Origin of the sequence: Pseudomonas sp. SWRI179, from assembly GCF_014268705.1 — a bacterium.
Classification (GTDB): Bacteria; Pseudomonadota; Gammaproteobacteria; order Pseudomonadales; family Pseudomonadaceae; genus Aquipseudomonas; species Aquipseudomonas zanjanensis.
In genome coordinates this window covers 52932-74382 of sequence record NZ_JABWRA010000032.1, presented here as the reverse complement: position 1 = coordinate 74382, position 21451 = coordinate 52932, and the positions used below count along the sequence as shown (strand labels likewise).

General features: G+C 62.0%; 24 protein-coding genes and 1 other RNA gene. 12 read left to right on the top strand and 13 right to left on the bottom strand.

The window, feature by feature from the left end:
- Nucleotides 1-52: 52 nt before the first annotated feature.
- Nucleotides 53-523: an Lrp/AsnC family transcriptional regulator gene (locus HU767_RS18490; protein WP_186707580.1), complete on the bottom strand. Its 471-nt coding sequence runs from the start codon at nt 521-523 to the stop codon at nt 53-55.
- A gap of 125 nt (nt 524-648) precedes the next feature.
- Here HU767_RS18490 and HU767_RS18485 point away from each other — a divergent pair, with 125 nt between their 5' ends.
- The 5 genes from HU767_RS18485 (at nt 649) to HU767_RS18465 (ending at nt 4881) form a co-directional block, all read left to right on the top strand.
- Nucleotides 649-987, top strand: coding sequence for a hypothetical protein (locus HU767_RS18485; RefSeq protein ID WP_186730174.1), 339 nt, complete (start codon nt 649-651; stop codon nt 985-987).
- A 145-nt stretch (nt 988-1132) separates the two neighbouring features.
- Nucleotides 1133-2917 (top strand): GspE/PulE family protein, encoded by a 1785-nt coding sequence (locus tag HU767_RS18480; RefSeq protein WP_186730173.1) that lies wholly within the window; start codon nt 1133-1135, stop codon nt 2915-2917.
- Nucleotides 2918-3115: 198 nt separating this feature from the next.
- Entirely contained in the window at nt 3116-4036 is a 921-nt protein-coding gene (locus HU767_RS18475; RefSeq protein ID WP_186707583.1) for an SPFH domain-containing protein, read from the top strand.
- A 9-nt stretch (nt 4037-4045) separates the two neighbouring features.
- A complete protein-coding gene (locus tag HU767_RS18470) occupies nt 4046-4495 on the top strand; it encodes an NfeD family protein (RefSeq protein ID WP_186707584.1) in 450 nt (149 codons plus the stop codon).
- A 65-nt stretch (nt 4496-4560) separates the two neighbouring features.
- On the top strand, nt 4561-4881 hold the full coding sequence (locus HU767_RS18465; RefSeq protein WP_186707601.1) for a DUF2388 domain-containing protein: 321 nt from the start codon (nt 4561-4563) through the stop codon (nt 4879-4881).
- 180 nt (nt 4882-5061) lie between these two features.
- On the opposite strand, the gene gcvH is transcribed toward HU767_RS18465, so the two are convergent.
- The 8 genes from gcvH to HU767_RS18425 all read right to left on the bottom strand — a co-directional run bounded on the left by gcvH (nt 5062) and on the right by HU767_RS18425 (nt 14152).
- The gene (gene gcvH, locus HU767_RS18460) at nt 5062-5445 is read right to left on the bottom strand and encodes a glycine cleavage system protein GcvH (protein WP_186730172.1); all 384 of its coding nucleotides are present in this window, start codon (nt 5443-5445) and stop codon (nt 5062-5064) included.
- Nucleotides 5446-5497: 52 nt separating this feature from the next.
- Entirely contained in the window at nt 5498-6580 is a 1083-nt protein-coding gene (gene gcvT, locus HU767_RS18455) for a glycine cleavage system aminomethyltransferase GcvT (protein ID WP_186730171.1), read from the bottom strand.
- Nucleotides 6581-6736: 156 nt separating this feature from the next.
- Complete coding sequence (locus tag HU767_RS18450; protein WP_186730170.1) at nt 6737-8353, bottom strand: iron ABC transporter permease; 1617 nt, start codon at nt 8351-8353, stop codon at nt 6737-6739.
- Nucleotides 8354-8523: 170 nt separating this feature from the next.
- Nucleotides 8524-9528: an extracellular solute-binding protein gene (locus HU767_RS18445; RefSeq protein ID WP_186730169.1), complete on the bottom strand. Its 1005-nt coding sequence runs from the start codon at nt 9526-9528 to the stop codon at nt 8524-8526.
- 240 nt (nt 9529-9768) lie between these two features.
- Nucleotides 9769-10986 carry a 2-octaprenyl-3-methyl-6-methoxy-1,4-benzoquinol hydroxylase gene (locus tag HU767_RS18440; RefSeq protein ID WP_186730176.1) on the bottom strand — a complete coding sequence of 406 codons (1218 nt, stop codon included), beginning with the start codon at nt 10984-10986 and terminating at the stop codon, nt 9769-9771.
- Between the two features lie 67 nt (nt 10987-11053).
- A complete protein-coding gene (gene ubiH, locus HU767_RS18435) occupies nt 11054-12241 on the bottom strand; it encodes a 2-octaprenyl-6-methoxyphenyl hydroxylase (RefSeq protein ID WP_186707589.1) in 1188 nt (395 codons plus the stop codon).
- Entirely contained in the window at nt 12238-13572 is a 1335-nt protein-coding gene (pepP, locus tag HU767_RS18430; RefSeq protein ID WP_186730168.1) for a Xaa-Pro aminopeptidase, read from the bottom strand. Before pepP ends, ubiH begins: the two co-directional genes overlap by 4 nt.
- Before the next feature lie 25 nt (nt 13573-13597).
- Complete coding sequence (locus tag HU767_RS18425; protein ID WP_058542287.1) at nt 13598-14152, bottom strand: YecA family protein; 555 nt, start codon at nt 14150-14152, stop codon at nt 13598-13600.
- A gap of 130 nt (nt 14153-14282) precedes the next feature.
- Here HU767_RS18425 and HU767_RS18420 point away from each other — a divergent pair, with 130 nt between their 5' ends.
- From HU767_RS18420 to HU767_RS18405, 4 genes are all read left to right on the top strand, one after another.
- Nucleotides 14283-14492 (top strand): TIGR02449 family protein, encoded by a 210-nt coding sequence (locus HU767_RS18420; protein ID WP_003177365.1) that lies wholly within the window; start codon nt 14283-14285, stop codon nt 14490-14492.
- Complete coding sequence (locus tag HU767_RS18415) at nt 14489-14806, top strand: cell division protein ZapA (RefSeq protein WP_053126417.1); 318 nt, start codon at nt 14489-14491, stop codon at nt 14804-14806. Before HU767_RS18420 ends, HU767_RS18415 begins: the two co-directional genes overlap by 4 nt.
- Nucleotides 14807-14836: 30 nt before the next feature.
- Nucleotides 14837-15016, top strand: a non-coding RNA gene (gene ssrS / locus HU767_RS18410) — 6S RNA.
- 114 nt (nt 15017-15130) lie between these two features.
- Nucleotides 15131-15736: a 5-formyltetrahydrofolate cyclo-ligase gene (locus HU767_RS18405; protein WP_186730167.1), complete on the top strand. Its 606-nt coding sequence runs from the start codon at nt 15131-15133 to the stop codon at nt 15734-15736.
- Between the two features lie 35 nt (nt 15737-15771).
- Here the strand turns inward: HU767_RS18405 and HU767_RS18400 are convergent, their stop codons facing one another.
- Nucleotides 15772-15918, bottom strand: coding sequence for a hypothetical protein (locus HU767_RS18400; RefSeq protein WP_162893876.1), 147 nt, complete (start codon nt 15916-15918; stop codon nt 15772-15774).
- A 194-nt stretch (nt 15919-16112) separates the two neighbouring features.
- On the opposite strand from HU767_RS18400, the gene HU767_RS18395 reads away from it, so the two are divergent.
- The gene (locus HU767_RS18395; protein WP_186730166.1) at nt 16113-16565 is read left to right on the top strand and encodes an EVE domain-containing protein; all 453 of its coding nucleotides are present in this window, start codon (nt 16113-16115) and stop codon (nt 16563-16565) included.
- Between the two features lie 142 nt (nt 16566-16707).
- Here the strand turns inward: HU767_RS18395 and HU767_RS18390 are convergent, their stop codons facing one another.
- The gene (locus HU767_RS18390) at nt 16708-17124 is read right to left on the bottom strand and encodes a flagellar basal body-associated protein FliL (protein WP_186707593.1); all 417 of its coding nucleotides are present in this window, start codon (nt 17122-17124) and stop codon (nt 16708-16710) included.
- A gap of 150 nt (nt 17125-17274) precedes the next feature.
- On the opposite strand from HU767_RS18390, the gene HU767_RS18385 reads away from it, so the two are divergent.
- On the top strand, nt 17275-18252 hold the full coding sequence (locus HU767_RS18385) for an NADPH:quinone oxidoreductase family protein (RefSeq protein WP_186707594.1): 978 nt from the start codon (nt 17275-17277) through the stop codon (nt 18250-18252).
- Nucleotides 18253-18301: 49 nt separating this feature from the next.
- Here HU767_RS18385 and HU767_RS18380 read toward each other — a convergent pair whose 3' ends face one another.
- Nucleotides 18302-18907: an energy transducer TonB gene (locus HU767_RS18380; protein ID WP_186707595.1), complete on the bottom strand. Its 606-nt coding sequence runs from the start codon at nt 18905-18907 to the stop codon at nt 18302-18304.
- A gap of 323 nt (nt 18908-19230) precedes the next feature.
- Between HU767_RS18380 and glpT the strand changes: the two genes are divergently transcribed.
- Nucleotides 19231-20580 carry a glycerol-3-phosphate transporter gene (glpT, locus tag HU767_RS18375; protein WP_053126430.1) on the top strand — a complete coding sequence of 450 codons (1350 nt, stop codon included), beginning with the start codon at nt 19231-19233 and terminating at the stop codon, nt 20578-20580.
- Here glpT and HU767_RS18370 read toward each other — a convergent pair.
- Nucleotides 20556-21224 carry a gamma-glutamylcyclotransferase gene (locus HU767_RS18370; protein ID WP_186707597.1) on the bottom strand — a complete coding sequence of 223 codons (669 nt, stop codon included), beginning with the start codon at nt 21222-21224 and terminating at the stop codon, nt 20556-20558. The two genes, glpT and HU767_RS18370, sit on opposite strands and share 25 nt — an antisense overlap.
- Nucleotides 21225-21451 lie beyond the last annotated feature (227 nt).

Sequence of the window (21451 nt, the reverse complement as noted above, 5' to 3'; positions counted from 1 at the left end):
TGTGGGAGCGGGCTTGCTCGCGAAGGGGCCGGCACATTCACCTCAGATCCAACTAGCGCACCACCGGCAAACTCGTCGTCGACTTGATCTCCGACAGCGCCACGATCGAATTCACCTCCTGGATCCCCGGCACCATCGACAGCTTTTCGAAAAAGAATCGCTCATACGCCTCGATGTCCGCCGTGACGATGCGCAGCAGAAAATCCACCGAACCCATCAGCACGTAGCACTCCAACACTTCGGGAAAGCCGCGGATCGCCTCGGTGAATTCGGTGAAGTTCGAACGGCCATGGGCGTTGAGTTTCACTTCGGCGAAGATCTGCGTGTTGAGGCCGATTTTCTTGCGGTCCAGCAGGGTCACCTGGGCGCGGATGATGCCCTCCTCCTTCATCCGCTGGATCCGCCGCCAGCACGGCGATTGAGACAAACCGACCTGCTCGGCGATCTGCGCGCTGGACAGCGAGGCATCCTCTTGCAGCAGGGCCAGTATCCTGCGGTCATAGCTATCCAGCTCGCTTTGCATAGACAAACCCAAAATTAATGATCTGGAGACTCAAGCGATTCGAAACATCGCCGAAAGTACTCATCTTAGATAAGAAATACCCGGCGACGCATGTAAATATTTCTCCGCCGCCAAGGAGACCGCACATGCCCCCACTCGAAGCCGTTGCCACCACCCCGACCCGCGCCGATGTCTGGCACGCCGCCAATGCCCATTGCCGCGTGCACTATCAGCTGCTGGCAGAGGCCGAGCCGGACCTGCTCTGCCGGGCATTGAACCTGTTTGCCTTGCAGGGCCTGACCCCACAGCAGGTTCGCGTCGAGCGCCTCGACGATCTGCTATCGCTGGACATCCTCATGGACGGCCTGAGTTGGCACCGTGCCCAGGTCATCGCAGAAAAATTACGTAACCTGATCGGCATGTGCTCGGTGGACCTGCAAGGCGCTGATATTGCGCGAGTTGAGCCGACCCAAGCGGCCGGTTGAGCCCCCCACGGGCAAGAATTGGTAACGCATTGGTCGGGTAGTGGCCCAACGGACCACCGGGTCGGGACTATTCTTTTGCAGACCGAGCGAGGACGCCGAGGCGTCTGTATCGCGGCTTTGCTGCAATTGTCCAATAGGAACCCGCATGTCCACCAAACACGCCACTCAGGACCGCTGGCTGGACCTCAATGATCTGCTGCGCCAACTGGTCACCCAGGGCTTCATCAGCCAGGATTCGGCCGAAACCGCGCTCAACGCCCGCCGACGCCACAGCGCCAACAGCCAGCTGCACCCGCTGGAGTTCATTGCCAACCAGCACCTGGACGACCTCAGTCGGCCCGGCAAGCGCCTGGACCTTGAGAACCTGACCCTGTGGTTGTCCCAGCAGGCCGGCCAACCCTACATGCGCATCGACCCGCTGAAAATCAACGTGGCGGCCGTAACGCCCTTGATGTCGTATGCCTTTGCCCAGCGCCACAAGATCCTCGCGGTGGCGGTCGATCGTGACGCCGTCACCGTCGCCAGCGCACAACCCTACGTCAACAGTTGGGAAGCCGACCTGACCCATGTGCTCAAGTTGCCGATCAAGCGGGTGGTCGCCAATCCGGTGGATATCCAGCGCCTGAGCGTGGAGTTCTATCGCCTGGCCAAATCGGTCAGCGGCGCCACCACGGTCGATCAGCAACCGAGCAACCTGAGCAATTTCGAACAGTTGCTCAACCTCGGCGCCAGCGATCAGGAACCGGACGCCAACGACGCCCACATCGTCAATATCGTCGACTGGCTGTTCCAGTACGCCTTCCAACAGCGGGCCAGCGATATCCACATCGAGCCGCGCCGCGAGCAGGGCACGGTGCGGTTTCGCATCGACGGGGTGCTGCACACCGTCTACCAATTCCCGCCGCAGGTCACGATGGCGATCGTCAGCCGCCTCAAGAGCCTGGGGCGGATGAACGTCGCGGAAAAACGCAAACCCCAGGATGGCCGGGTCAAGACCAAGACCCCGGACGGCGGCGAAGTGGAATTGCGCCTGTCGACCTTGCCCACGGCGTTCGGCGAAAAAATGGTCATGCGGATCTTCGACCCGGAAGTGCTGCTCAAGGATTTCGACCAGCTCGGTTTCTCCGCCGACGACCTGCGCCGCTGGCAGGACATGACCCGCCAGCCCAACGGCATCATCCTGGTGACCGGGCCGACCGGTTCCGGCAAGACCACCACCCTCTACACCACACTCAAGAAGCTGGCGACGCCGGAAGTGAACCTCTGCACCATCGAGGACCCGATCGAAATGGTCGAGGCGTCCTTCAACCAGATGCAGGTCCAGCACAACATCGACCTGAGCTTCGCCGCCGGGGTGCGGGCCCTCATGCGACAAGACCCGGACATCATCATGATCGGTGAGATCCGAGACCTGGAAACCGCTGAAATGGCGATCCAGGCAGCGCTCACCGGTCACTTGGTCCTGTCGACGCTGCACACCAACGACGCACCGAGCGCCATCAGTCGCCTGCTGGAGCTGGGCGTGCCCCATTATTTGATCAAGGCCACCGTCCTCGGGGTCATGGCCCAGCGGTTGGTGCGCACCCTGTGCCCGCAATGCAAGGCGCCGCTGACCCTGAACGAAGACGACTGGCAGACCCTGACCCGGCCCTGGCAGGCACCGCTGCCGAGCAATGCCCAGCAGGCCGTCGGTTGCCTGGAATGCCGCGACACCGGTTACCGCGGCCGCGCCGGCGTCTACGAAATCATGCAACTGACCGACAGCGTCAAGGCCTTGATCCACCCCGACACCGACCTGCTGGCGGTGCGCCGCCAGGCCTTCAAGGAAGGCATGCGCAGCCTGCGGCTGTCAGGGGCACAAAAGGTCGCGGCAGGCTTGACCACGGTCGAGGAAGTGTTGCGGGTTACGCCTCAGAGCGAGCAGAAGTAATAGCGGCAGCACCTGTGGCGAGAGGGTTCTGACCTCACCGTGGGAGCAAGGCTCGCCCGCGATGAAGATGACGCGGTCTCCCTGGGAAGCGAGGCGCCTGCATCGCGAGCAAGCTTTGCTCCCACAGAGTGAGGATAATGGCCGCTTGCCCTACACTCAGGGCTCGCAGGTCTATCTCAATTCGCACAGGGAACCGTCATGCAGATCGGTAGCGTACTTTTACTTTTCATCGGCCTGGTGGTCGTCATTCTCTTCATGGGCTTCAAGGTCGTACCCCAGGGCTACCAATGGACGGTCGAGCGGTTTGGCCGCTACACCAATACGCTCAAGCCCGGCCTGAACATCATCATCCCGGTGATGGATCGCATCGGGCGCAAGATCAACGTCATGGAAAGCGTGCTGGACATCCCGCCCCAGGAAGTCATCACCGCCGACAACGCCACGGTACAGATCGACGCCGTGTGCTTCTTCCAGGTGGTCAATACGGCCCAGGCAGCCTACGAAGTCAACAACCTCGAACACGCCATCCGCAACCTGCTGCAAACCAATATCCGCACCGTGCTGGGGTCCATGGAGCTGGATGCGATGCTGAGCCAGCGCGACGGCATCAACGAAAAACTGCTGCGCACCGTCGATGAAGCCACGGCGCCGTGGGGCATCAAGATCACCCGGATCGAGATCAAGGACATCAGCCCGCCAGCCGACCTGATGGCCGCCATGTCGGGGCAAATGAAAGCCGAACGGATCAAGCGCGCCCAGATCCTCGAAGCCGAGGGCCTGCGCGCGTCGGCGATTCTCACCGCCGAAGGCAAGAAGCAGGCGCAGATCCTCGAGGCCGAGGGCAGCCGCCAGGCCGCGTTCCTGGAGTCCGAGGCCCGTGAGCGCCAGGCGCAAGCCGAAGCACTGGCCACCCAGGTCGTGTCCCAGGCCATTGCCGACGGTAACGTCCAGGCCGTGAACTACTTCGTCGCGCAGAAATACATCGATGCGCTGGGCAAACTGGCGTCGGCCAACAACAGCAAGGTGATCCTGATGCCGCTGGAAGCCAGCCAGGTCATCGGTGCGGTCGGTGGCATCGGCGAGATCGTCAAGGCCACCTTCGACAGCAAGAAAGCCTGAGGCGCGCGTATGTGGGAGTTCCTGCAACACATGTCGTACTGGGACTGGCTGGCGCTGGGCGTGATCCTGCTGATCCTCGAAGTCTTCGGCGCCGGTGGCTACTTGCTGTGGATCGGCATGGCCGCGGCGGCAGTCGGTGTACTTACATTCATCCTGCCGCAGATGCCGTGGGAGCTGCAGTTCCTGTTGTTCGGCCTGTTTGCCATCGCCACGGCACTGTACTGGTGGCAACGCCAGCGCAGCGCGGTGCGCCAAAGCGATCAGCCGCTCCTGAACCTGCGCGGACAGGAACTGATCGGCAAGGTCTTCCTGGTGCATGAAGCGATCGTCGAGGGCCGCGGCAAGATCAAGGTGGCCGACAGCGTCTGGCTGGCCAAGGGGCCCGAGTCGCCCATTGGTACGCGAGTCAAGGTGGTGGCCCAGGAAGGCGCGGTATTGCAAGTGGAGCGGGCTGACTGACAAGTCATGGAACTGAATCGAGACGCAGGTAATCCAACGTCATAGTTAACCCAGTGGAGTCACCTATCATGCGTCTCAAACTTGCTGTCGCTACCCTAGCCTTGCTGTCTCTTCCTGTTGGCTCGGCAATGGCCGACACGTTTTGGCGTAACGTCATCTCATCCGGTGCGACCACCGGTTCCACCTACCTGACCTTCAAGGATAACAAGCTGATCGTCGCCGCCCAGGACGATGCCGGCAGCTTCGTCGCCAGTGATGGCGGTATCCGCGGCCCTTACCTGGAGGCAGCGATGCAGAAAGTGCGTGCCGACAACCCAGGCCTGCAAGCCACCGACATGGAACTGGCCAACGCGATCCTGGCGAAAAACGCCGTCGCCCAGGAGTGATTCCCGGCCCATGAAAAATGCCGCTCGATTGAGCGGCATTTTTTTGTCCGGTGAATAATCCCGAGACAGCCCCAGTCCCCTGTGGGAGCGGGCTTGCTCGCGAAAGCGGTGTATCAGTCAACACTACTGAACCTGACACACCGCTTTCGCGAGCAAGCCCGCTCCCACATTGGATCCGGGTTATTCGCCGATAGCGGACTTGTAGCCTGCCGCATCGAGCAGATTGGCCAGCTCAGCCTTGTCGCTTGGCTTGAGCTTGAAGATCCACGCACCGTACGGATCGGAGTTCAGCAACTCCGGCGAACCGCCCAACTCTTCGTTGATCGCGATCACTTCGCCGCCAACCGGGGAGTAGATGTCGGAAGCGGCCTTGACCGACTCAACCACACCGGCCTGGTCACCCGTGGCAAAGACCTTACCGATTTCCGTCAGCTCGACAAACACCACATCGCCCAAGGCTTCCTGCGCATGATCGCTGATGCCCACGGTGACGGTGCCGTCAGCTTCCAGACGGGCCCACTCATGGCTTTCGGCAAACCGCAGGTCGGCAGGGATATCACTCATATTCTGTGTCCTCAAGAGAAAGTGTCAGCGGCCAGCGGCCCGCCGCAAAAGGTTAGATCAGGGTTTTGCCATGGCGGACGAAGGTCGGTTTGACCACCCGTACCGGGTACCACTTACCACGAATTTCCACCTCGGCCCGGTCGGCGGTTGCCATCGGAACACGTGCCAGGGCGATCGACTTGCTAAGCGTAGGAGAAAAACTACCACTGGTGATCTCTCCTTCGCCAACATTGGCGATGCGAACCACCTGATGGGCGCGCAAAACGCCCCGCTCTTCCAGCACCAGCCCGACCAGTTTGTGCTGCACACCGCTGGCAAGCTCGGCCTCCAGCGCACTGCGCCCGATGAACGGACGGCTCGCCGGTTCCCAGGCGATGCTCCAGGCCATGTTCGAGGCCAGGGGCGAAACGTCCTGACCGATGTCCTGGCCGTAGAGGTTCATGCCGGCTTCCAGGCGCAAGGTATCGCGGGCGCCGAGGCCGATGGGCGAAATGCCGGCCCCTACGAGGTCGTTGAAGAAACTCGGGGCCTCCTGCGCAGGCAAGACGATTTCCAGGCCATCTTCGCCGGTGTAGCCGGTCCGGGCGATGAACCATTCGCCGTCGGCGCGACCTTCGAAAGGCTTGAGTTGCTGGATGATTTGCCCACGCGGTTGCGTGACCAGCTCGGCAATTTTTTGCCGAGCGTGGGGCCCCTGGATCGCCAGCATCGCCAGCTCGGGGCGCTCGTGTAGCTGCACGTCGTAGTCACCGAGCTGCGCCTGCATCCAGGCCAGGTCCTGATCGCGGGTCGAGGCGTTGAAGACCAGTCGATAGCCGTCCTCGACACGGTAGATGATCATGTCGTCGACAATGCCGCCGCGCTCATTGAGCATCGCGCTGTACAAGGCACTGCCTGAGCCCTGCAAGCGGTCGACGTCATTGGCCAGCAAGCGCTGCAGCCAGACCTTGGCCTGGGGGCCGGCGACATCGATCACGGTCATGTGGGATACATCGAACACACCGCAGTCGCGACGCACCTGATGGTGCTCTTCGACTTGCGAGCCGTAGTGCAAAGGCATATCCCAACCGCCAAAATCGACCATCTTCGCGCCGAGGGCGAGATGAAGGTCATACAGAGGCGTACGCTGTCCCATGGGTTTCTCCTTCCGGGCTTGGCGAAGGTGCGGACGGACACTGCGTAGCGCGAACGCCTGAAAAAAAGGAGTTTTCTGACGCTCTCAGTTGCCCGGTCCGACAGACGGACCGCACCGAATGCCGCGCATTGTAGCCGCATGAGGTAGGACTGACACCTAGCTGTTTCGATGGGCCGAACGTCGTATCAATCCGATGACCGGCAACAACCCCACCAAGACCAACGTCAGCGCCGGCAACGCGGCCCGGGCCCACTCCCCTTCGCTGGTCATCTCGAAGATCCGCACCGCCAGCGTGTCCCAGCCGAACGGGCGCATCAGCAGCGTCGCGGGCATTTCCTTGAGCACATCGACGAACACCAGCAACGCCGCGCTCAATGTCCCGGGCAACAACAACGGCAGATACACTTTGAAAAACAGTCGTGGCCCACTGACCCCAAGGCTGCGTGCCGCTTCGGGCAAGGACGGACGAATTCGCGCCAGGCTGCTCTCCAACGGACCGTAGGCCACGGCCAGGAAGCGCACCAGATACGCCAACAACAGCGCCGACAGGCTGCCCAGCAGCAACGGCTTGCCTGCGCCGCCGAGCCAGGTCGACAGCGGAATGACCAGCTCACGGTCCAGGTAGCTGAACGCGAGCATGATCGACACCGCCAACACCGAACCGGGCAAGGCATACCCCAGGTTCGCCAGGCCGACGCCGGCACGAATCGGGCGGGTCGGCGCCAACCGCCGGGCGAATGCCAGCAGCAAGGCCACGCAGACGGTGACCAACGCGGCCAGGCCACCCAAGTAGAGGGTGTGGACGATCAGCCCGGCATAACGCTCATCCAGGTCGAAACGGCCGCGTTGCCAGAACCACACCACCAATTGCAGCACCGGGATGACAAACGCGCAGGCAAACACCAGGAAGCACCAGCCACTGGCCGCCACGGCCTTGAAGCCGCGCAACGTGTACAACGCCTTGACCCGGGGCCGCTCGTTGCTGGCTCGGTGGGCGCCGCGGGCCCGGCGTTCGCCGTAGAGCACCAGCATCACCGCCAACAACAGCAGGCTGGCCAGTTGGGCTGCGCTGGATAGGCTGAAGAATCCGTACCAGGTCTTGTAGATGGCGGTGGTGAAGGTGTCGAAGTTGAACACTGACACCGCACCGAAATCCGCCAGGGTTTCCATCAGCGCCAGCGCCACGCCTGCACCGATGGCCGGCCGGGCCATCGGCAGCGCCACGCGCCAGAACGCCTGCCACGGCGATTGCCCCAGCACCCGGGCAGCCTCCATCAGGCCCTTGCCCTGGGCCAGGAAGGCACTGCGTGCCAGCAGATAGACGTAAGGATAAAAGACCAGCACCAGCACCAGGATTACCCCGCCGGTGGAACGAACCCGAGGCAAGCGCAGGCCGCTGCCGAACCACTCTCGCATCAGCGTCTGCACAGGGCCGGCAAAATCCAGCAGACCCACGAAGACAAACGCCAGCACATAGGCCGGAATCGCAAACGGCAGCATCAACGCCCAGTCGAGCCAGCGTCGCCCCGGGAACTCACACAGGCTGGTGAGCCAAGCGAGACTGACCCCCAACAGCGTCACACCGGTCCCCACGCCAAGGATCAATGTGAGGGTGTTGCCTAGCAGGCGTGGCATTTGCGTGTCCCACAGGTGGGACCAGATCTGTTGGTCGATGCTCTGCCACGACAGCAGCAAGACGCTCAAGGGCAACAGGACTAACGCGGCGATGGCGAAGACCAGGGGGTACCAACGGCGTTGGGCGGGGTGGGCCAAGGAAAACTCTCGTTAAATGGTCACGTGGCGAGGGAGCTTGCTCCCGCTGGGCTACGAAGTAGCCCCCAAAGTTCCGGGCCATGGCCCGCAGATACTCTGGGAGGGCTTCGCCCTCCAGCGGGAGCAAGCTCCCTCGCCACCTGTTTTCAATGAACTGAACAGGACGGGGCTCAGTTCCAGCCAGCGCGATCCATCATGCGAATGGCTTCGGCCTGGCGTTTACCCGCGACTTCCACCGGCAGGGTGTCGGCCTTGAACTTGCCCCAGGCTGCCACTTCCTTGGACGGTTCGACTTTCGGGTTGGCCGGGAATTCCTGGTTCACGTCGGCGAAAATGCTCTGTGCTTCTGGCGTGGTCATCCACTCCACCAGCTTCTTCGCGGCTTCCGGATGCGGTGCATGCTGGGTCAAGCCAATGCCGGAGAGGTTGATGTGCACGCCACGATCAGCCTGGTTCGGCCAGAACAGCTTGACCTTCAGGTCCGGCTTCTGCTGGTGCAAGCGGCCATAGTAGTAGGTGTTGACGATGCCGACATCGCATTGGCCAGCGTTGATCGCTTCAAGCAACGCAGTGTCGTCGGAGAACACGTCAGTGGACAGGTTCTTGACCCAGCCCTTGAGGATTTCCTCGGTTTTTTCCGCCCCGTGGGTTTCGATCAGGGTGGCGGTCAGGGACTGGTTGTAGACCTTCTTCGAGGTCCGCAGGCACAGGCGGCCTTCCCACTCTTTGCCAGCCAACGCTTCATAGGTGGTCAATTCGCTGGGTTTAACCCGCTCGGTGGAATAGACGATGGTCCGCGCCCGCAGGCTCAAGCCAGTCCAGGCGTGGGAGGACGCGCGGTATTGAGACGGGATGTTGGCGTCGATCACCGGGGAGGTAAACGGCTGGAGAATGCCCATCTGCTCGGCTTGCCAAAGGTTACCGGCATCGACGGTGAGCAGCAGGTCGGCGGTGGCGTTTGCGCCTTCGGCCTTGATCCGCTGCATCAACGGCGCTTCCTTGTCAGTGATGAACTTCACCGATACGCCGGTTTTCTTGGTGTAGGCGTCGAAGACCGGCTTGATCAGTTCATCGATGCGCGAGGAGTAGACCACCACCTCATCGGCGGCCTGGGCGGCAGTGGTGCCGATCAGGGTCAAGGCGAGGGCGGACAGCAGGCGTTTGGTTGCCATCATGGTAGCGGTCTCTGGATGGTGAGCGAAGCGCAAATGATAAGGACTCACATTTGCCATCACAATCGAACAGTAGGCGGACACATTTCCAAATGTTGCAGCCTTGAGCTGTGCAGTGTTTTGCGACAGCCATCGCGGGCAAGCCTTGCTCCCACAACAGCTCCTACATCGGACATCCGGGGGAAGCAAGAGCTTGTGGGAGCAAGGCTTGCCCGCGATAGGGCCATAAGCCCAACGCACCTCTCAAGCCTTGGCCAGATCCGGCAAATCCCCAATCAACCCCAGCGCCTCGCGCACGAACAGCGCCTTGGCCTCAGGCAAGCGGTCTACCAGTTTCAACCCGGTGTTACGCAACCAGCGCACCGGCAGCGGATCGGCCTGGAACAACCGCTCGAAGCCCTCCATCGCGGCCATCAGCGCCAGGTTGTGGGGCATGCGGCGCCGCTCGTAGCGGCTCAACACCTTCACGTCCGCCAAGCGTTCGCCGCGTGCGGCCGCTTGCAACAGCACTTCGGCCAGCACGGCGGCGTCGAGGAAGCCCAGGTTCACCCCCTGCCCAGCCAACGGATGGATGGTGTGGGCCGCGTCGCCGATCAGCGCCAGCCCTTCGGCCACGTAGCGTTTGGCATGGCGCTGGCGCAGCGGCACGCACAGGCGCGGGTCGGCGCTCAGTACCGGACCGAGCTGGCCTTCGAAGGCGCGTTCCAGCTCGTTGCAGAATCGAGTGTCATCGAGCGCCATCAAACGCTGAGCTTCTTCGGGGGTGGTGGACCAGACAATCGAGCACCAGTCATGCTGGCCGTCACGCTCAAGGGGCAGGAACGCCAGCGGACCGTTATCGGTGAAGCGCTGCCATGCCGTCATTCGATGCGGCCGGGTGCTGCGTACGCTGGTGACGATGGCGTGGTGCAGGTAATCCCATTCGCGTGTTGCCACGCCGGTCAGGCGGCGCACAGCCGAATTCGCGCCGTCGGCGGCAATGACCAGGGGCGCGCGCAGGGTGCGGCCATCGGCCAGGGTCAGCAACCAATCATCGCCGGAGCGACGCATCTGTTCCAGCCGGGCATTGGCCAGCAGGCCCAGGTCGCAATCATGCAACCGATCCAGCAGCGCGTCCTGCACCACGCGATTTTCAACGATGTGCCCAAGCGTCTCGGCGTGCAGGCTGGCGGCGGAAAAATGAATCTGCCCGGTGCCGCTGCCGTCCCAGACGTGCATGTCGGTATAAGGGCTGGCACGCCGGGTGGTGATGCCGTCCCAGACGCCCAGGCGGTCGAGGATTCGCTGGCTGGCCGTCGACAAGGCGCTGACCCGGGGCTCGAACGCGGCCTGGGGATCGAAGGGCTTGACGCTCATCGGGCTGCCGTCGAGCAACAGCACTTGCAGGCCACTGCCCTGCAACGCCAGCGCCAGGGCGCTGCCGACCATACCGGCGCCGACAATCAGCAGATCTGCACGCAATTCCATGCTCTATGCCTGTTTTGCTGGCGACGTCAGTCGCCCATGAAAAGAAGTGACCACGCCAGCCTCACGCATCGGGACGCGTCCCCAAACCCATGGCCTGGCGGGCGAACCAGCGCTTGGCCGGAGGCAACAGGTCGAGGCCCAGCAAGCCGAGGTTACGGCCCAGGGACACCAGCGGCAGGTTGCTGCCGAACAGGCGCGTGACCTGGTCGGAGAAGCCCACGGTCAGGGCCTGATCCGTGCGCTGGCTCTCGCGATAAGCCTGCAACACGGCAAAGTCTCCGGGCTCGCCGTCGCTGTCGAGCAAGGCATCGGCCAGGGCCTGGGCATCGCGCAGGGACAGGTTGAACCCCTGCCCGGCAATTGGATGCAGGCTGTGGGCGGCGTTGCCGAGGATTGCCAGGTGCGGACGGACCTGCTCTTCAGCCTCCACCAACGCCAGCGGGTACAAGTGCCGCACGCCCACCTGTTTCAGCGTCCCCAGGCGATAACCGAACACGCCCTGCAATTCGCTGAGGAAGCCGCGCTCGTCGAGGGCTGCCAGCCGTTGTGCGTCCATGCCCTGGCGGGTCCAGACCAGCGCGCAGCGATTCTCCGGCAGCGGCAACAAGGCCATCGGGCCGTCATCGGTGAAGCGTTCGAAGGCCATGCCATTGTGGGCTTCGCTGGGGGTGATGTTGGCAATCAAGGCGCTTTGGTCATAAGGGCGACTGCGCACGCCGACGCCCAACTGCTCGCGCAGGCTGGAGCGACCACCATCGGCCAGTACCGCAAGATCGCATTCCAGGGTGGTTTCGTCGTCGAGGGTCAGGCGATAACCGCCGACCAATGGCTCCATGCGCGTCACCTGCGCCGGACAGCGCCAACTGACCACTTCCGGGTCCAGGCCTTGCCACAGGCACTGGCCGAGCCAGGCGTTTTCCACCACATAACCCAGCGCTGGCACACCTTCCTCCATGGCCGACAGCCGCGCCGTGGAAAACCGCCCGCGGTCGGACACATGGATCTGCTTGATCGGTTCGGCGCGGCGGGAAATTTCCTGCCAGACACCCAGGCGTTGATAAATCTGCCGGGCACCGTAGGACAATGCCGAGGACCGGGCGTCATAGCTTGGCTGCCAGGCGTCGCCAGGGGCGAAGGGCTCGATCAGCATGATCTTCCAGCCCCGGGCCTTGGCACCAGCCTGCAGGGCCAGGGCCAGGCTCGCGCCGACCAGGCCGCCGCCGATGATGGCCACGTTGATCCGGCTCATGCCGCTTGCGTCCGGGCGGCGGCCATCAGGGCCTCGATGTCGGCGACCGTTTTCGGCACGCCTCGGCTCAGGATTTCACAACCGGTCTTGGTCACTACCACGTCATCCTCGATGCGCACGCCAATGCCGCGCCATTTTTTCGCGACGCTGCGGTTGTTCGGGCTGATATAGATGCCCGGTTCCACCGTCAACGTCATGCCGATTTCCAGGACCCGCCATTCGCCGCCGACCCGGTATTCGCCCACATCATGCACGTCCATGCCTAGCCAATGGCCGGCGCGGTGCATGTAGAACGCCCGGTAGGCCTCGCTGGCAATCAAATCGTCCACCTCACCTTCCAGCAGCCCCAGGCGCACCAACCCTTCGGTAATGACCCGGACCGTCGCTTCGTGGGCCTGGTTCCAGTGTTTGTCCGGTGCGATCTGGGCAAACGCGGCTTCCTGGGCAGCCAGCACCACTTCGTAGATCGCCTTCTGTTCGGGCGAAAACTTGCCGCTGACCGGCCAGGTACGCGTGATATCGCTGGCGTAGCAGTCGATTTCACAGCCGGCGTCGATCAACACCAGGTCGCCGTCCTTGAGCAACGCGTCGTTCTGCTGGTAGTGCAGGATGCAGCTGTTGCGCCCCGCCGCGACGATCGAGCCGTAGGCCGGCATCTTCGCCCCGCCCTTGCGAAACTCATAATCGAGCTCGGCCTCCAGGCTGAACTCATGCAACCCAGGGCGCGCCGCCTGCATCGCCCGGATGTGCGCCTGGGCGGAGATCCGCGCCGCTTCGCGCATGACCTTCAGTTCCGCCGCCGATTTATACAGGCGCATGTCGTGCAGCAAGTGATCCAGGGCAACGAATTCGTTCGGCGGCTGGGCGCCAAGGTGGGCCTTGGAGCGAATCACGTTGATCCACTCCATCAGGTGCCGGTCGAATTCAGGGTTGCTGCCCATGGCCGAATACACCCGTTCGCGACCTTCGATCAGGCCCGGCAGGATGTCGTCGATGTCGGTGATGGGAAAAGCGTCGTCGGCACCGTAGTCACGGATCGCCCCTTCCTGGCCGGCGCGCAGGCCGTCCCACAACTCACGTTCGGCGTTGCGCTCGCGACAAAAGAGGATGTATTCGCCATGGGCGCGGCCGGGCATCAGCACCAGCACCGCTTGCGGCTCGGGAAAGCCGCTGAGGTATTGGAAGTCGCTGTCCTGGCGGTAGACATGCTCGACGTCGCGGTTGCGGATCGCAACGGCGGCGGCGGGCAGGATTGCGATGCTGTTGGGTTCCATCTGCGCCATCAAGGCCTTGCGGCGACGGCTGTATTCCGATTTCGGGATATGAATCATGGGCAGACGGGGTTCCCTCTAACAATTAATGCAAGGACGGCTTGGGGGCCGCTGCATCGGTTTTCTTGGTCTCGGTGAACAGCAACAATGGCGCGACCCGCAGGTACTCCATCACTTCCATGTAGTCGCTTTCGCCGTCGTCGGACTCTTCCAGGGCATCCTGGACCTGGGAAATCGCGGCCAGATCCTGCAGCACTTCCTTCGCTTCTTCGCTCAGCGCGTATTCGCGGCGGGTCAGGCCGAAGCCGGCGAGGAAGCCCTGGCACCACTGGCCCAGCGCCGCGGCGCGTTCGGCCAGGGGGGCGTCGTCAGTGGGCAACAGCAGGACGACGGTCATGTCGTCGCTGGTCAACTCGCCCTTGACCATTTCCTGCAGGCCGATCAGCGCGTTACGGACGTTGTCCGCCGGCTCGCCTTCCAACAGCTCGGCGGCGTCGGCCAACCAGCCGTCGGCCTCGAAGCCGGCGCCGGCGCAGCTGCGACCGAGCAACAGGCCATGCAGTTCGGCAGGCGAGACAGGATGACCGCTGGTGCTCAGCAGGGTGGCAAATGCTTGGTACGGGGAATTCTGAATGGGCATGGGCAGCTAGGCGCCAGACGGCGCTATGTCTAGAATGGAGGCCTTGTATCCTACATCGACAGACTCGCCAAGACTATCAGAGGCTGTGCGACCTACATCCCTCCATCAGACACATTCTTCAGTGGACACAATGGAAGACACCGACCTGCAAGCGCTGATGGCCAGACTCGAACTGCTAATTGACCGGGTCGAGCAACTTAAGAGCCAAAACGGACTCCTATTAGCTCAGGAAAAAACCTGGCGCGAGGAACGCGCGCACCTCATTGAAAAAAACGAAATCGCCCGGCGTAAGGTCGAATCGATGATTTCGCGCCTCAAGGCCCTGGAGCAAGACTCATGAGTTCAAGCAATAGCGTTACCGTGCAGATCCTCGACAAAGAATATTCGATCATCTGCCCCCAGGAAGAGCGCAGCAACCTGGTGAGTGCCGCCCGTTACCTGGACGGCAAGATGCGCGAGATCCGCAGCAGCGGCAAAGTCATCGGCGCCGATCGCATCGCCGTGATGGCCGCCTTGAACATCACCCACGACCTGTTGCATCGCCAGGACACGCCGGACGTACAGGTCAGCGGCTCGACCCGTGAACAGGTGCGCGACCTGCTCGATCGGGTGGATCTGGTGCTCGCCACCGATCCAGACGTCGCCAAGGGCTGATTCGCGAAGCTGCCTGGGGTATACTCGCGTCACTCCCTGGGGTGCTTGCCAGTTGGTGATGTCCCTGAGCCGATACGCACAACCACGGGGGTTGCACGTTGGGGCCGGTGTGCATGTCCGCTTGACGGAAAGCCTTAACGCCTCCTGCAACTTCCACCTTGAACTTTCGGGTTCAAGGGCTAAGCCGACAGCGGTTCATCCGGGGAGCCTGACTCCAGACAATGCCAGTTCATATGAACTGGCATTGTCGTTTCTGGCGCAGGCATTTCTGGGCACCCTGTTTTGCGGTTACGCTGTGACATCGCCACTGCGTGAAGCCTTGATATGACCGAACCCGCGCTGCTGCCCCGCCCGCAACTTCGACGCCTGCTGCGCCAGGCCCGTCGCGCTCTGACGCCCGCCCAGCAACGGCAAGCCGCCCGCGGGCTGTACAAACAACTGGCCCAGCACCCGCTGTTTCGCCGTGCAAAGCACATCGCCCTGTACCTGCCCAACGATGGCGAAATCGACCCGCGCCTGCTGCTGCGCGCGGCCCAGCGCCGGGGCAAGGCCACTTACCTGCCGGTACTCAGCCCGTGGCCGCAGACCAAGATGGTATTCCAACGCATCCACCCCGGCGAACAAATGCAGCCCAATCGGTTTCGTATCCCTGAACCACGCAAGAACATCGCCCGGCAACGCAAGGTCTGGACGCTGGACCTAGTGTTGTTGCCACTGGTGGGGTTTGACGATGCGGGAGGTCGATTGGGCATGGGCGGCGGTTTTTACGACCGCAGCCTGGCGTACCTGGCGCGACGCAAGCAGTGGCGCAAGCCAACGCTATTGGGGCTGGCCCATGAATGCCAGAAGGTCGAACGATTGGCGCAGGCAAGCTGGGACGTACCGCTACAGGGAACGGTCAGCGACAGGCGGTGGTATATCGCGGGATAGACGCCACGGTCATCCGCGGCGCCTGGAAAGCGGGTTCAGCGTTTGAGCGATGGCGCGGGTTGGGTGATGTCCACCGGCGCCTCGGTCTTGTTGGCCCACAGGCTTTGGGCGTAACCCGTGGTCACGACACCCAGGCCGAACAGAATGACCAAGATCCACAACAAATCCGGTTTGCGTTTCATCGATTGCCCCCCTCAAGGCATATCACACACGATGACAGCAGCGGTTTTCTTATTGGCCGTGCAGCAGCGTCAAGCTTGGAAGGCCGGCATTTTGCGGCAACCGGACCCTACACGCAAACTCTGGCGTCAACCGACTGTCGGTTTGTCATAAAATCGCTGAACTATTTTTTCCACACCGCCAAGGAGTAGCAATCATGGCCTATTGGCTGATGAAATCCGAGCCTGACGAATTGTCCATCCAGGGCTTGGAAAAGCTTGGCCAGGCCCGTTGGGACGGGGTTCGCAACTACCAGGCACGCAATTTCCTGCGGGCCATGGCGGTGGGCGACACATTCTTTTTCTACCATTCCAGTTGCCCCGAGCCCGGTATCGCCGGGATCGGCAAAATCATCCAGGCGGCCTACCCCGACCCGACCGCCCTGGACCCGGACAGCCATTATTTCGACCCCAAGGCCAGCCTCGACAAAAACCCCTGGACCGCGATCGACGTGGCCCATGTCGAGACGTTCCGCCACGTCCTGAAGCTCGACTACCTCAAGCAGCAAACCGCCCTGGCGGAAATGCCGCTGGTGCAGAAAGGCTCGCGACTGTCAGTGATGCCGGTGACGGCGGAGCAGTGGGCGGCGGTGGTTGCGCTGAAGCCTTGAGAAATATGGCGGCTGGTCAACTGCCTTCGCGAGCAAGCCCGCTCCCACAGTTGATCCGGGGTGGCCACAGTATTTGCGAACACTCTGGATACCTGTGGGAGCGAGCCTGCTCGCGATAGGGCCCGCCCAGCCACCACAAAACTTATTGAATGATCAGGTTGTTGAACAACAAATCATCCACCATCGGCTTGCCAGTCTCGTCGTTCATCACCTGCTGGGTCTGCTTCAACGCTTCCTGACGCAGTTTTTCCTTGGCTTCGAGGTTGTTCATCCCCTCGGTAGTCTGCTGGGCAAACAACGCCACCAATTGGTTACGAATCAGCGGCTCGTTGGCCTTGACCGCCGCCGCGGCGGCATCACCGGTCACGCGCAGGGCCACGTCGGCCTTGTAGACCTTCAGCTTCGCCGTGCCGTCCAAGCCATAGTTGCCCACGAACGGCGGGCTGAGGGTGATATAACTGACTTTCGGTGCCTCGCCCTCTTTCGCTTCCTTGGCCTCTTCGGCCATCGCCGCCACAGGCAGCGACAGGGCCAGCATCAACATGATCCACGCTTTCACAATCGATTCCTCATCCGGTTTGCGGCCCAGCATACCGACCCGCCGTTCAAGCACAAGCTTATGGCCGGCTATCAGGGCGGGGCATGCTCGTTGACCCGTTGTCTCTCACACCTACACTTATCGGCCATCACTCCCAAAGGAATAGCCCTGATGAAAGCCGTGCTGTGCAAAGAATTCGGCCCCGCCGAATCGCTGGTGCTGGAAGACGTCGCCAGCCCCGTCGCCAAGAAGAACGAAGTGCTGCTGGACGTGCACGCCGCCGGGGTGAATTTCCCTGACACGCTGATCATCGAGGGCAAATACCAATTCAAGCCACCCTTCCCGTTTTCCCCCGGCGGCGAAGCGGCGGGCGTGGTCAGCCAGGTGGGTGAGAACGTCAGCCACTTGAAAGTCGGCGACCGGGTGATGGCGCTGACCGGCTGGGGCAGCTTTGCCGAACAGGTGGCGGTCCCCGGCTATAACGTGTTGCCGATTCCCGCGTCCATGGACTTCAACACCGCCGCGGCGTTCAGCATGACCTATGGCACCTCGATGCACGCCCTCAAGCAACGGGCCAACCTGCAACCCGGCGAAACCCTGCTGGTGCTCGGCGCCTCCGGTGGCGTTGGCCTGGCGGCCGTGGAAATCGGCAAGGCCATGGGCGCCCGGGTGATCGCCGCCGCCAGCAGCGCGGAGAAACTCGCCGTGGCCAAGGCCGCCGGTGCCGACGACTTGATCAACTACAGCGAAACCAGCCTGAAGGATGAAATCAAGCGCCTCACCGACGGCCAGGGCGCCGACGTGATCTACGACCCGGTGGGCGGCGACCTGTTCGACCAGGCCATCCGCGCCATCGCCTGGAACGGCCGGTTGCTGGTGGTGGGTTTTGCCAGTGGGCGTATCCCGGAACTCCCCGTGAACCTGGCCCTGCTCAAGGGCGCCGCCGTGGTGGGCGTGTTCTGGGGCTCCTTCGCCCAGCGCCAACCGAAGGACAATGCCGCCAATTTCCAGCAACTGTTCGGCTGGTTCGCCGAGGGCAAGCTCAAGCCGCTGGTGTCCCAGGTGTATCCGCTGAGCAACGCCGCCCAGGCGATCAATGACCTGGGGCAGCGCAAGGCGGTGGGGAAGGTGGTTGTGCAGGTGCGTTGAATGCGTCTAGGCGGTCATGCCCCATGCGCCGGACCGCCATTGACCCGCACTAAAGCAACTCACGAAGCTCCTTCGGCAGCATCCGCACATACCGCGCCGCCGGAAAACTTCCGCAACGCTGCACGATCGAGGGCAGGAGCCTGTTGAACCGAGCGATCAAGGCCAGGCGCTCGGCTTCCGGTAACTGTTTGACGAAAAACACATTGGATAAGTAGAGGCGTGTGTAATGGAACGGGAGCAAGTCCTGCACCCATAGCTGGCCGTTGGCGTGGGCGTTGATGTCCGAGCACTTCCACGTCTTGATCCATTTATTGGCGTCCAGTGGCAAGTCATCCAGGCGGAACTCGAAGGGCGCTACGACATGCGTCTTCGCCGGGTGTTCAAGATCCACCGGCCAAGGCTTGAAGCGCCACTGGCTCACGGCCTCCCGTGCGGCTTCGGCGAAATCCGGATGATCGCTGTGCAAGATCGTGACCTCATCGACACGACCATCGGCATGCACCATGAAGCCGACCCGGGCCATACCCATGATGCCCTGGCGGAACAGGGCCGTCGGGTAATCCGGCCTGGGATTGTGCTCGGGCACCAACAACATTTCCGCTGCCCCGCTCGTACCGGCCAAGCACAGCAACAGCATCACCACGGACCACCTCATGCCCCTAACCCTCAGTTGAAATGCCAGACCTGGCAGAAACGTAAAGGGTAAAGGCCATGGCTCATGGGCCCTATAGCGAGACTTCCCATTTGGGCGAAGGATGTTTCCCACTGCTTTGCCCCGTATTCACCGATGCGGCGCATGAAAGGGCGTCGCGAAGGCATTTCCTACGACGCCCTTCGCTTACGTCTGAACGACATGTTCACTTAAGAACATGATCAATCGAAATTTCTGCTTTTTATGCGACAACGAGCGATGCTATTTTCGGTAACGAAACTGTAACATTCGCATCCGCCGCCATAACAAGAACCTGGAGCACTTGAATGTTTGCTTTCTTTCGACCTGCCGCACACCAGGCAGTCCTGCCTGAAGAAAAAATAGACAGCACTTACCGACGCCTTCGCTGGCAGATCTTCGCAGGGATCTTCATTGGCTACGCCGGGTATTACCTGCTGCGCAAGAACTTCTCCCTGGCCATGCCGTACCTGATCGACGAGGGTTATACCCGTGGCCAGCTGGGCCTGGCCATGTCGGCCATCGCCATTGCTTATGGGCTGTCGAAGTTCCTGATGGGCCTGGTCTCCGACCGTTCCAACCCGCGCTACTTCCTGCCCTTCGGCTTGCTGGTCTCGGCGGGGGTGATGTTCGTGTTCGGTTTCGCGCCCTGGGCAACGTCCAGCGTGACCATCATGTTCATCCTCCTGTTCATCAACGGCTGGGCCCAAGGCATGGGCTGGCCGCCAAGCGGACGGACCATGGTGCACTGGTGGTCGCAGAAGGAACGTGGCGGCGTGGTGTCGGTGTGGAACGTGGCGCACAACGTCGGTGGCGGCCTGATCGGCCCGCTGTTCCTGCTGGGCATGGCCTGGTTCAATGATTGGCACGCGGCATTCTATGTGCCCGCTACCGTAGCGCTCGTCGTTGCGGTGTTTGCCTTCGCGACCATGCGCGACACCCCACAATCGGTGGGCCTGCCTCCGATCGAGAAATACAAGAACGACTACCCGGAAGGCTACGACGCCAGCCACGAGAACGAATTCAGCGCCAAGGAAATCTTCGTCAAGTACGTGCTGCGCAACAAGATGCTCTGGTACATCGCCATGGCCAACGTCTTCGTCTACCTGCTGCGCTACGGCGTGCTGGACTGGGCGCCGACCTACCTCAAGGAAGCCAAGGGCTTCACGGTGGACAAGAGCTCCTGGGCCTATTTCTTCTACGAGTGGGCGGGCATTCCCGGCACGCTGCTGTGTGGCTGGATGTCCGACAAGATCTTCCGTGGCAACCGTGGCCTGACCGGCATGGTATTCATGGCCCTGGTGACCGTGGCAACGCTGGTGTACTGGCTGAACCCGGCCGGCAACCCGACCGTCGACATGATCGCCCTGGTTTCCATCGGATTCCTGATCTACGGCCCGGTGATGCTGATCGGTTTGCAGGCACTGGAGCTGGCGCCGAAGAAAGCCGCCGGTACCGCCGCGGGCTTCACGGGTCTGTTTGGTTACCTGGGTGGATCGGTCGCGGCCAGCGCCGCCATGGGCTACACCGTGGACCACTTTGGCTGGAATGGCGGTTTTGTGCTGTTGATCGGTGCCTGCCTGCTGGCGATGGCATTCCTCGCGCCAACCCTATGGCACAAGCAAATCGCCAGTCAGAGCCGCGAAGCAGTCGCCTGATCCAGCGTTGACTGGCAGCGCTTGAGCCGCGCCTCCAGGTTCCGGTCTGGCATGGCGTGGCTGCGCAGGGCGTGTACGGTCTGCTCGACGTAATCGCGAGTAGTGCCGTAACGCCCACAGGCGCTTTCGAACACCTGGCTCAGCACATGGTCCGGCAAGTTGCCGGCATAGCTGGGCAGGTGTCGCTCCAACACAAAACCCAAGGCTTGCACCCGGCTGCCATCCTCGAGACGGCAACTGAGCCAGTGCGGGCGATAGGACGGCACCGGCATCTCGCGCTGCCACAGGGCAAACAGCGAGTCCTCGAGATTTTCCTCCGGCAACCTGTAGGCGAAACCGCTGCATGAACCGCCGCGATCCAATCCGAACACCAATCCTGGCAATTCCGGGGTGCCGCGGTGTTCATGGGACCACAGGTATAAACCGCGATGGTAACCATGGACCCGGCCGCGCACCCGCTCCACCGCCGTGCATTCCGGCCGCCAGATCAATGAACCGTACGCGAACAACCAGACCGGACCGCCCTGGTGGAGACTCATGGTCAATTGCATCGAGGCGAGCAATTGTTCACGGGTCAGCTGCGGCCCCAGTTCGAGTCGTGGCGGGTACAAGGCACAGGTAATGGCGGATTCGATAGCGGTCATGGCCGTTAGCGGTTGGCTCCTCGCGGAGGCGGAAGGTAGTCGGGGGTGCCGTCATGGTGTTGACGGTCAGGGGAATTCAGGCAAGTTAAATGCCATTGCGTACCCTATATACGTTATCGGTATCTAGCCTCAAGACTAAATATCAAAACGAAATATATGATGTTATATCGATGGATGGACATCTGCTGTTGTGGCGAGGGAGCTTGCTCCCGCTGGACTGCGAAGCA

Coding starts and splice junctions, on each gene's coding strand:
- HU767_RS18490 (WP_186707580.1), bottom strand. CDS start 523: ATGCAAAGCGAGCTGGATAGCTATGACCGCAGGATACTGGCCCTGCTG.
- HU767_RS18485 (WP_186730174.1), top strand. CDS start 649: ATGCCCCCACTCGAAGCCGTTGCCACCACCCCGACCCGCGCCGATGTC.
- HU767_RS18480 (WP_186730173.1), top strand. CDS start 1,133: ATGTCCACCAAACACGCCACTCAGGACCGCTGGCTGGACCTCAATGAT.
- HU767_RS18475 (WP_186707583.1), top strand. CDS start 3,116: ATGCAGATCGGTAGCGTACTTTTACTTTTCATCGGCCTGGTGGTCGTC.
- HU767_RS18470 (WP_186707584.1), top strand. CDS start 4,046: ATGTGGGAGTTCCTGCAACACATGTCGTACTGGGACTGGCTGGCGCTG.
- gcvH (WP_186730172.1), bottom strand. CDS start 5,445: ATGAGTGATATCCCTGCCGACCTGCGGTTTGCCGAAAGCCATGAGTGG.
- gcvT (WP_186730171.1), bottom strand. CDS start 6,580: ATGGGACAGCGTACGCCTCTGTATGACCTTCATCTCGCCCTCGGCGCG.
- HU767_RS18445 (WP_186730169.1), bottom strand. CDS start 9,528: ATGATGGCAACCAAACGCCTGCTGTCCGCCCTCGCCTTGACCCTGATC.
- ubiH (WP_186707589.1), bottom strand. CDS start 12,241: ATGAGCCGGATCAACGTGGCCATCATCGGCGGCGGCCTGGTCGGCGCG.
- pepP (WP_186730168.1), bottom strand. CDS start 13,572: ATGATTCATATCCCGAAATCGGAATACAGCCGTCGCCGCAAGGCCTTG.
- HU767_RS18425 (WP_058542287.1), bottom strand. CDS start 14,152: ATGCCCATTCAGAATTCCCCGTACCAAGCATTTGCCACCCTGCTGAGC.
- HU767_RS18420 (WP_003177365.1), top strand. CDS start 14,283: ATGGAAGACACCGACCTGCAAGCGCTGATGGCCAGACTCGAACTGCTA.
- HU767_RS18415 (WP_053126417.1), top strand. CDS start 14,489: ATGAGTTCAAGCAATAGCGTTACCGTGCAGATCCTCGACAAAGAATAT.
- HU767_RS18405 (WP_186730167.1), top strand. CDS start 15,131: ATGACCGAACCCGCGCTGCTGCCCCGCCCGCAACTTCGACGCCTGCTG.
- HU767_RS18400 (WP_162893876.1), bottom strand. CDS start 15,918: ATGAAACGCAAACCGGATTTGTTGTGGATCTTGGTCATTCTGTTCGGC.
- HU767_RS18395 (WP_186730166.1), top strand. CDS start 16,113: ATGGCCTATTGGCTGATGAAATCCGAGCCTGACGAATTGTCCATCCAG.
- HU767_RS18385 (WP_186707594.1), top strand. CDS start 17,275: ATGAAAGCCGTGCTGTGCAAAGAATTCGGCCCCGCCGAATCGCTGGTG.
- HU767_RS18380 (WP_186707595.1), bottom strand. CDS start 18,907: ATGAGGTGGTCCGTGGTGATGCTGTTGCTGTGCTTGGCCGGTACGAGC.
- glpT (WP_053126430.1), top strand. CDS start 19,231: ATGTTTGCTTTCTTTCGACCTGCCGCACACCAGGCAGTCCTGCCTGAA.
- HU767_RS18370 (WP_186707597.1), bottom strand. CDS start 21,224: ATGACCGCTATCGAATCCGCCATTACCTGTGCCTTGTACCCGCCACGA.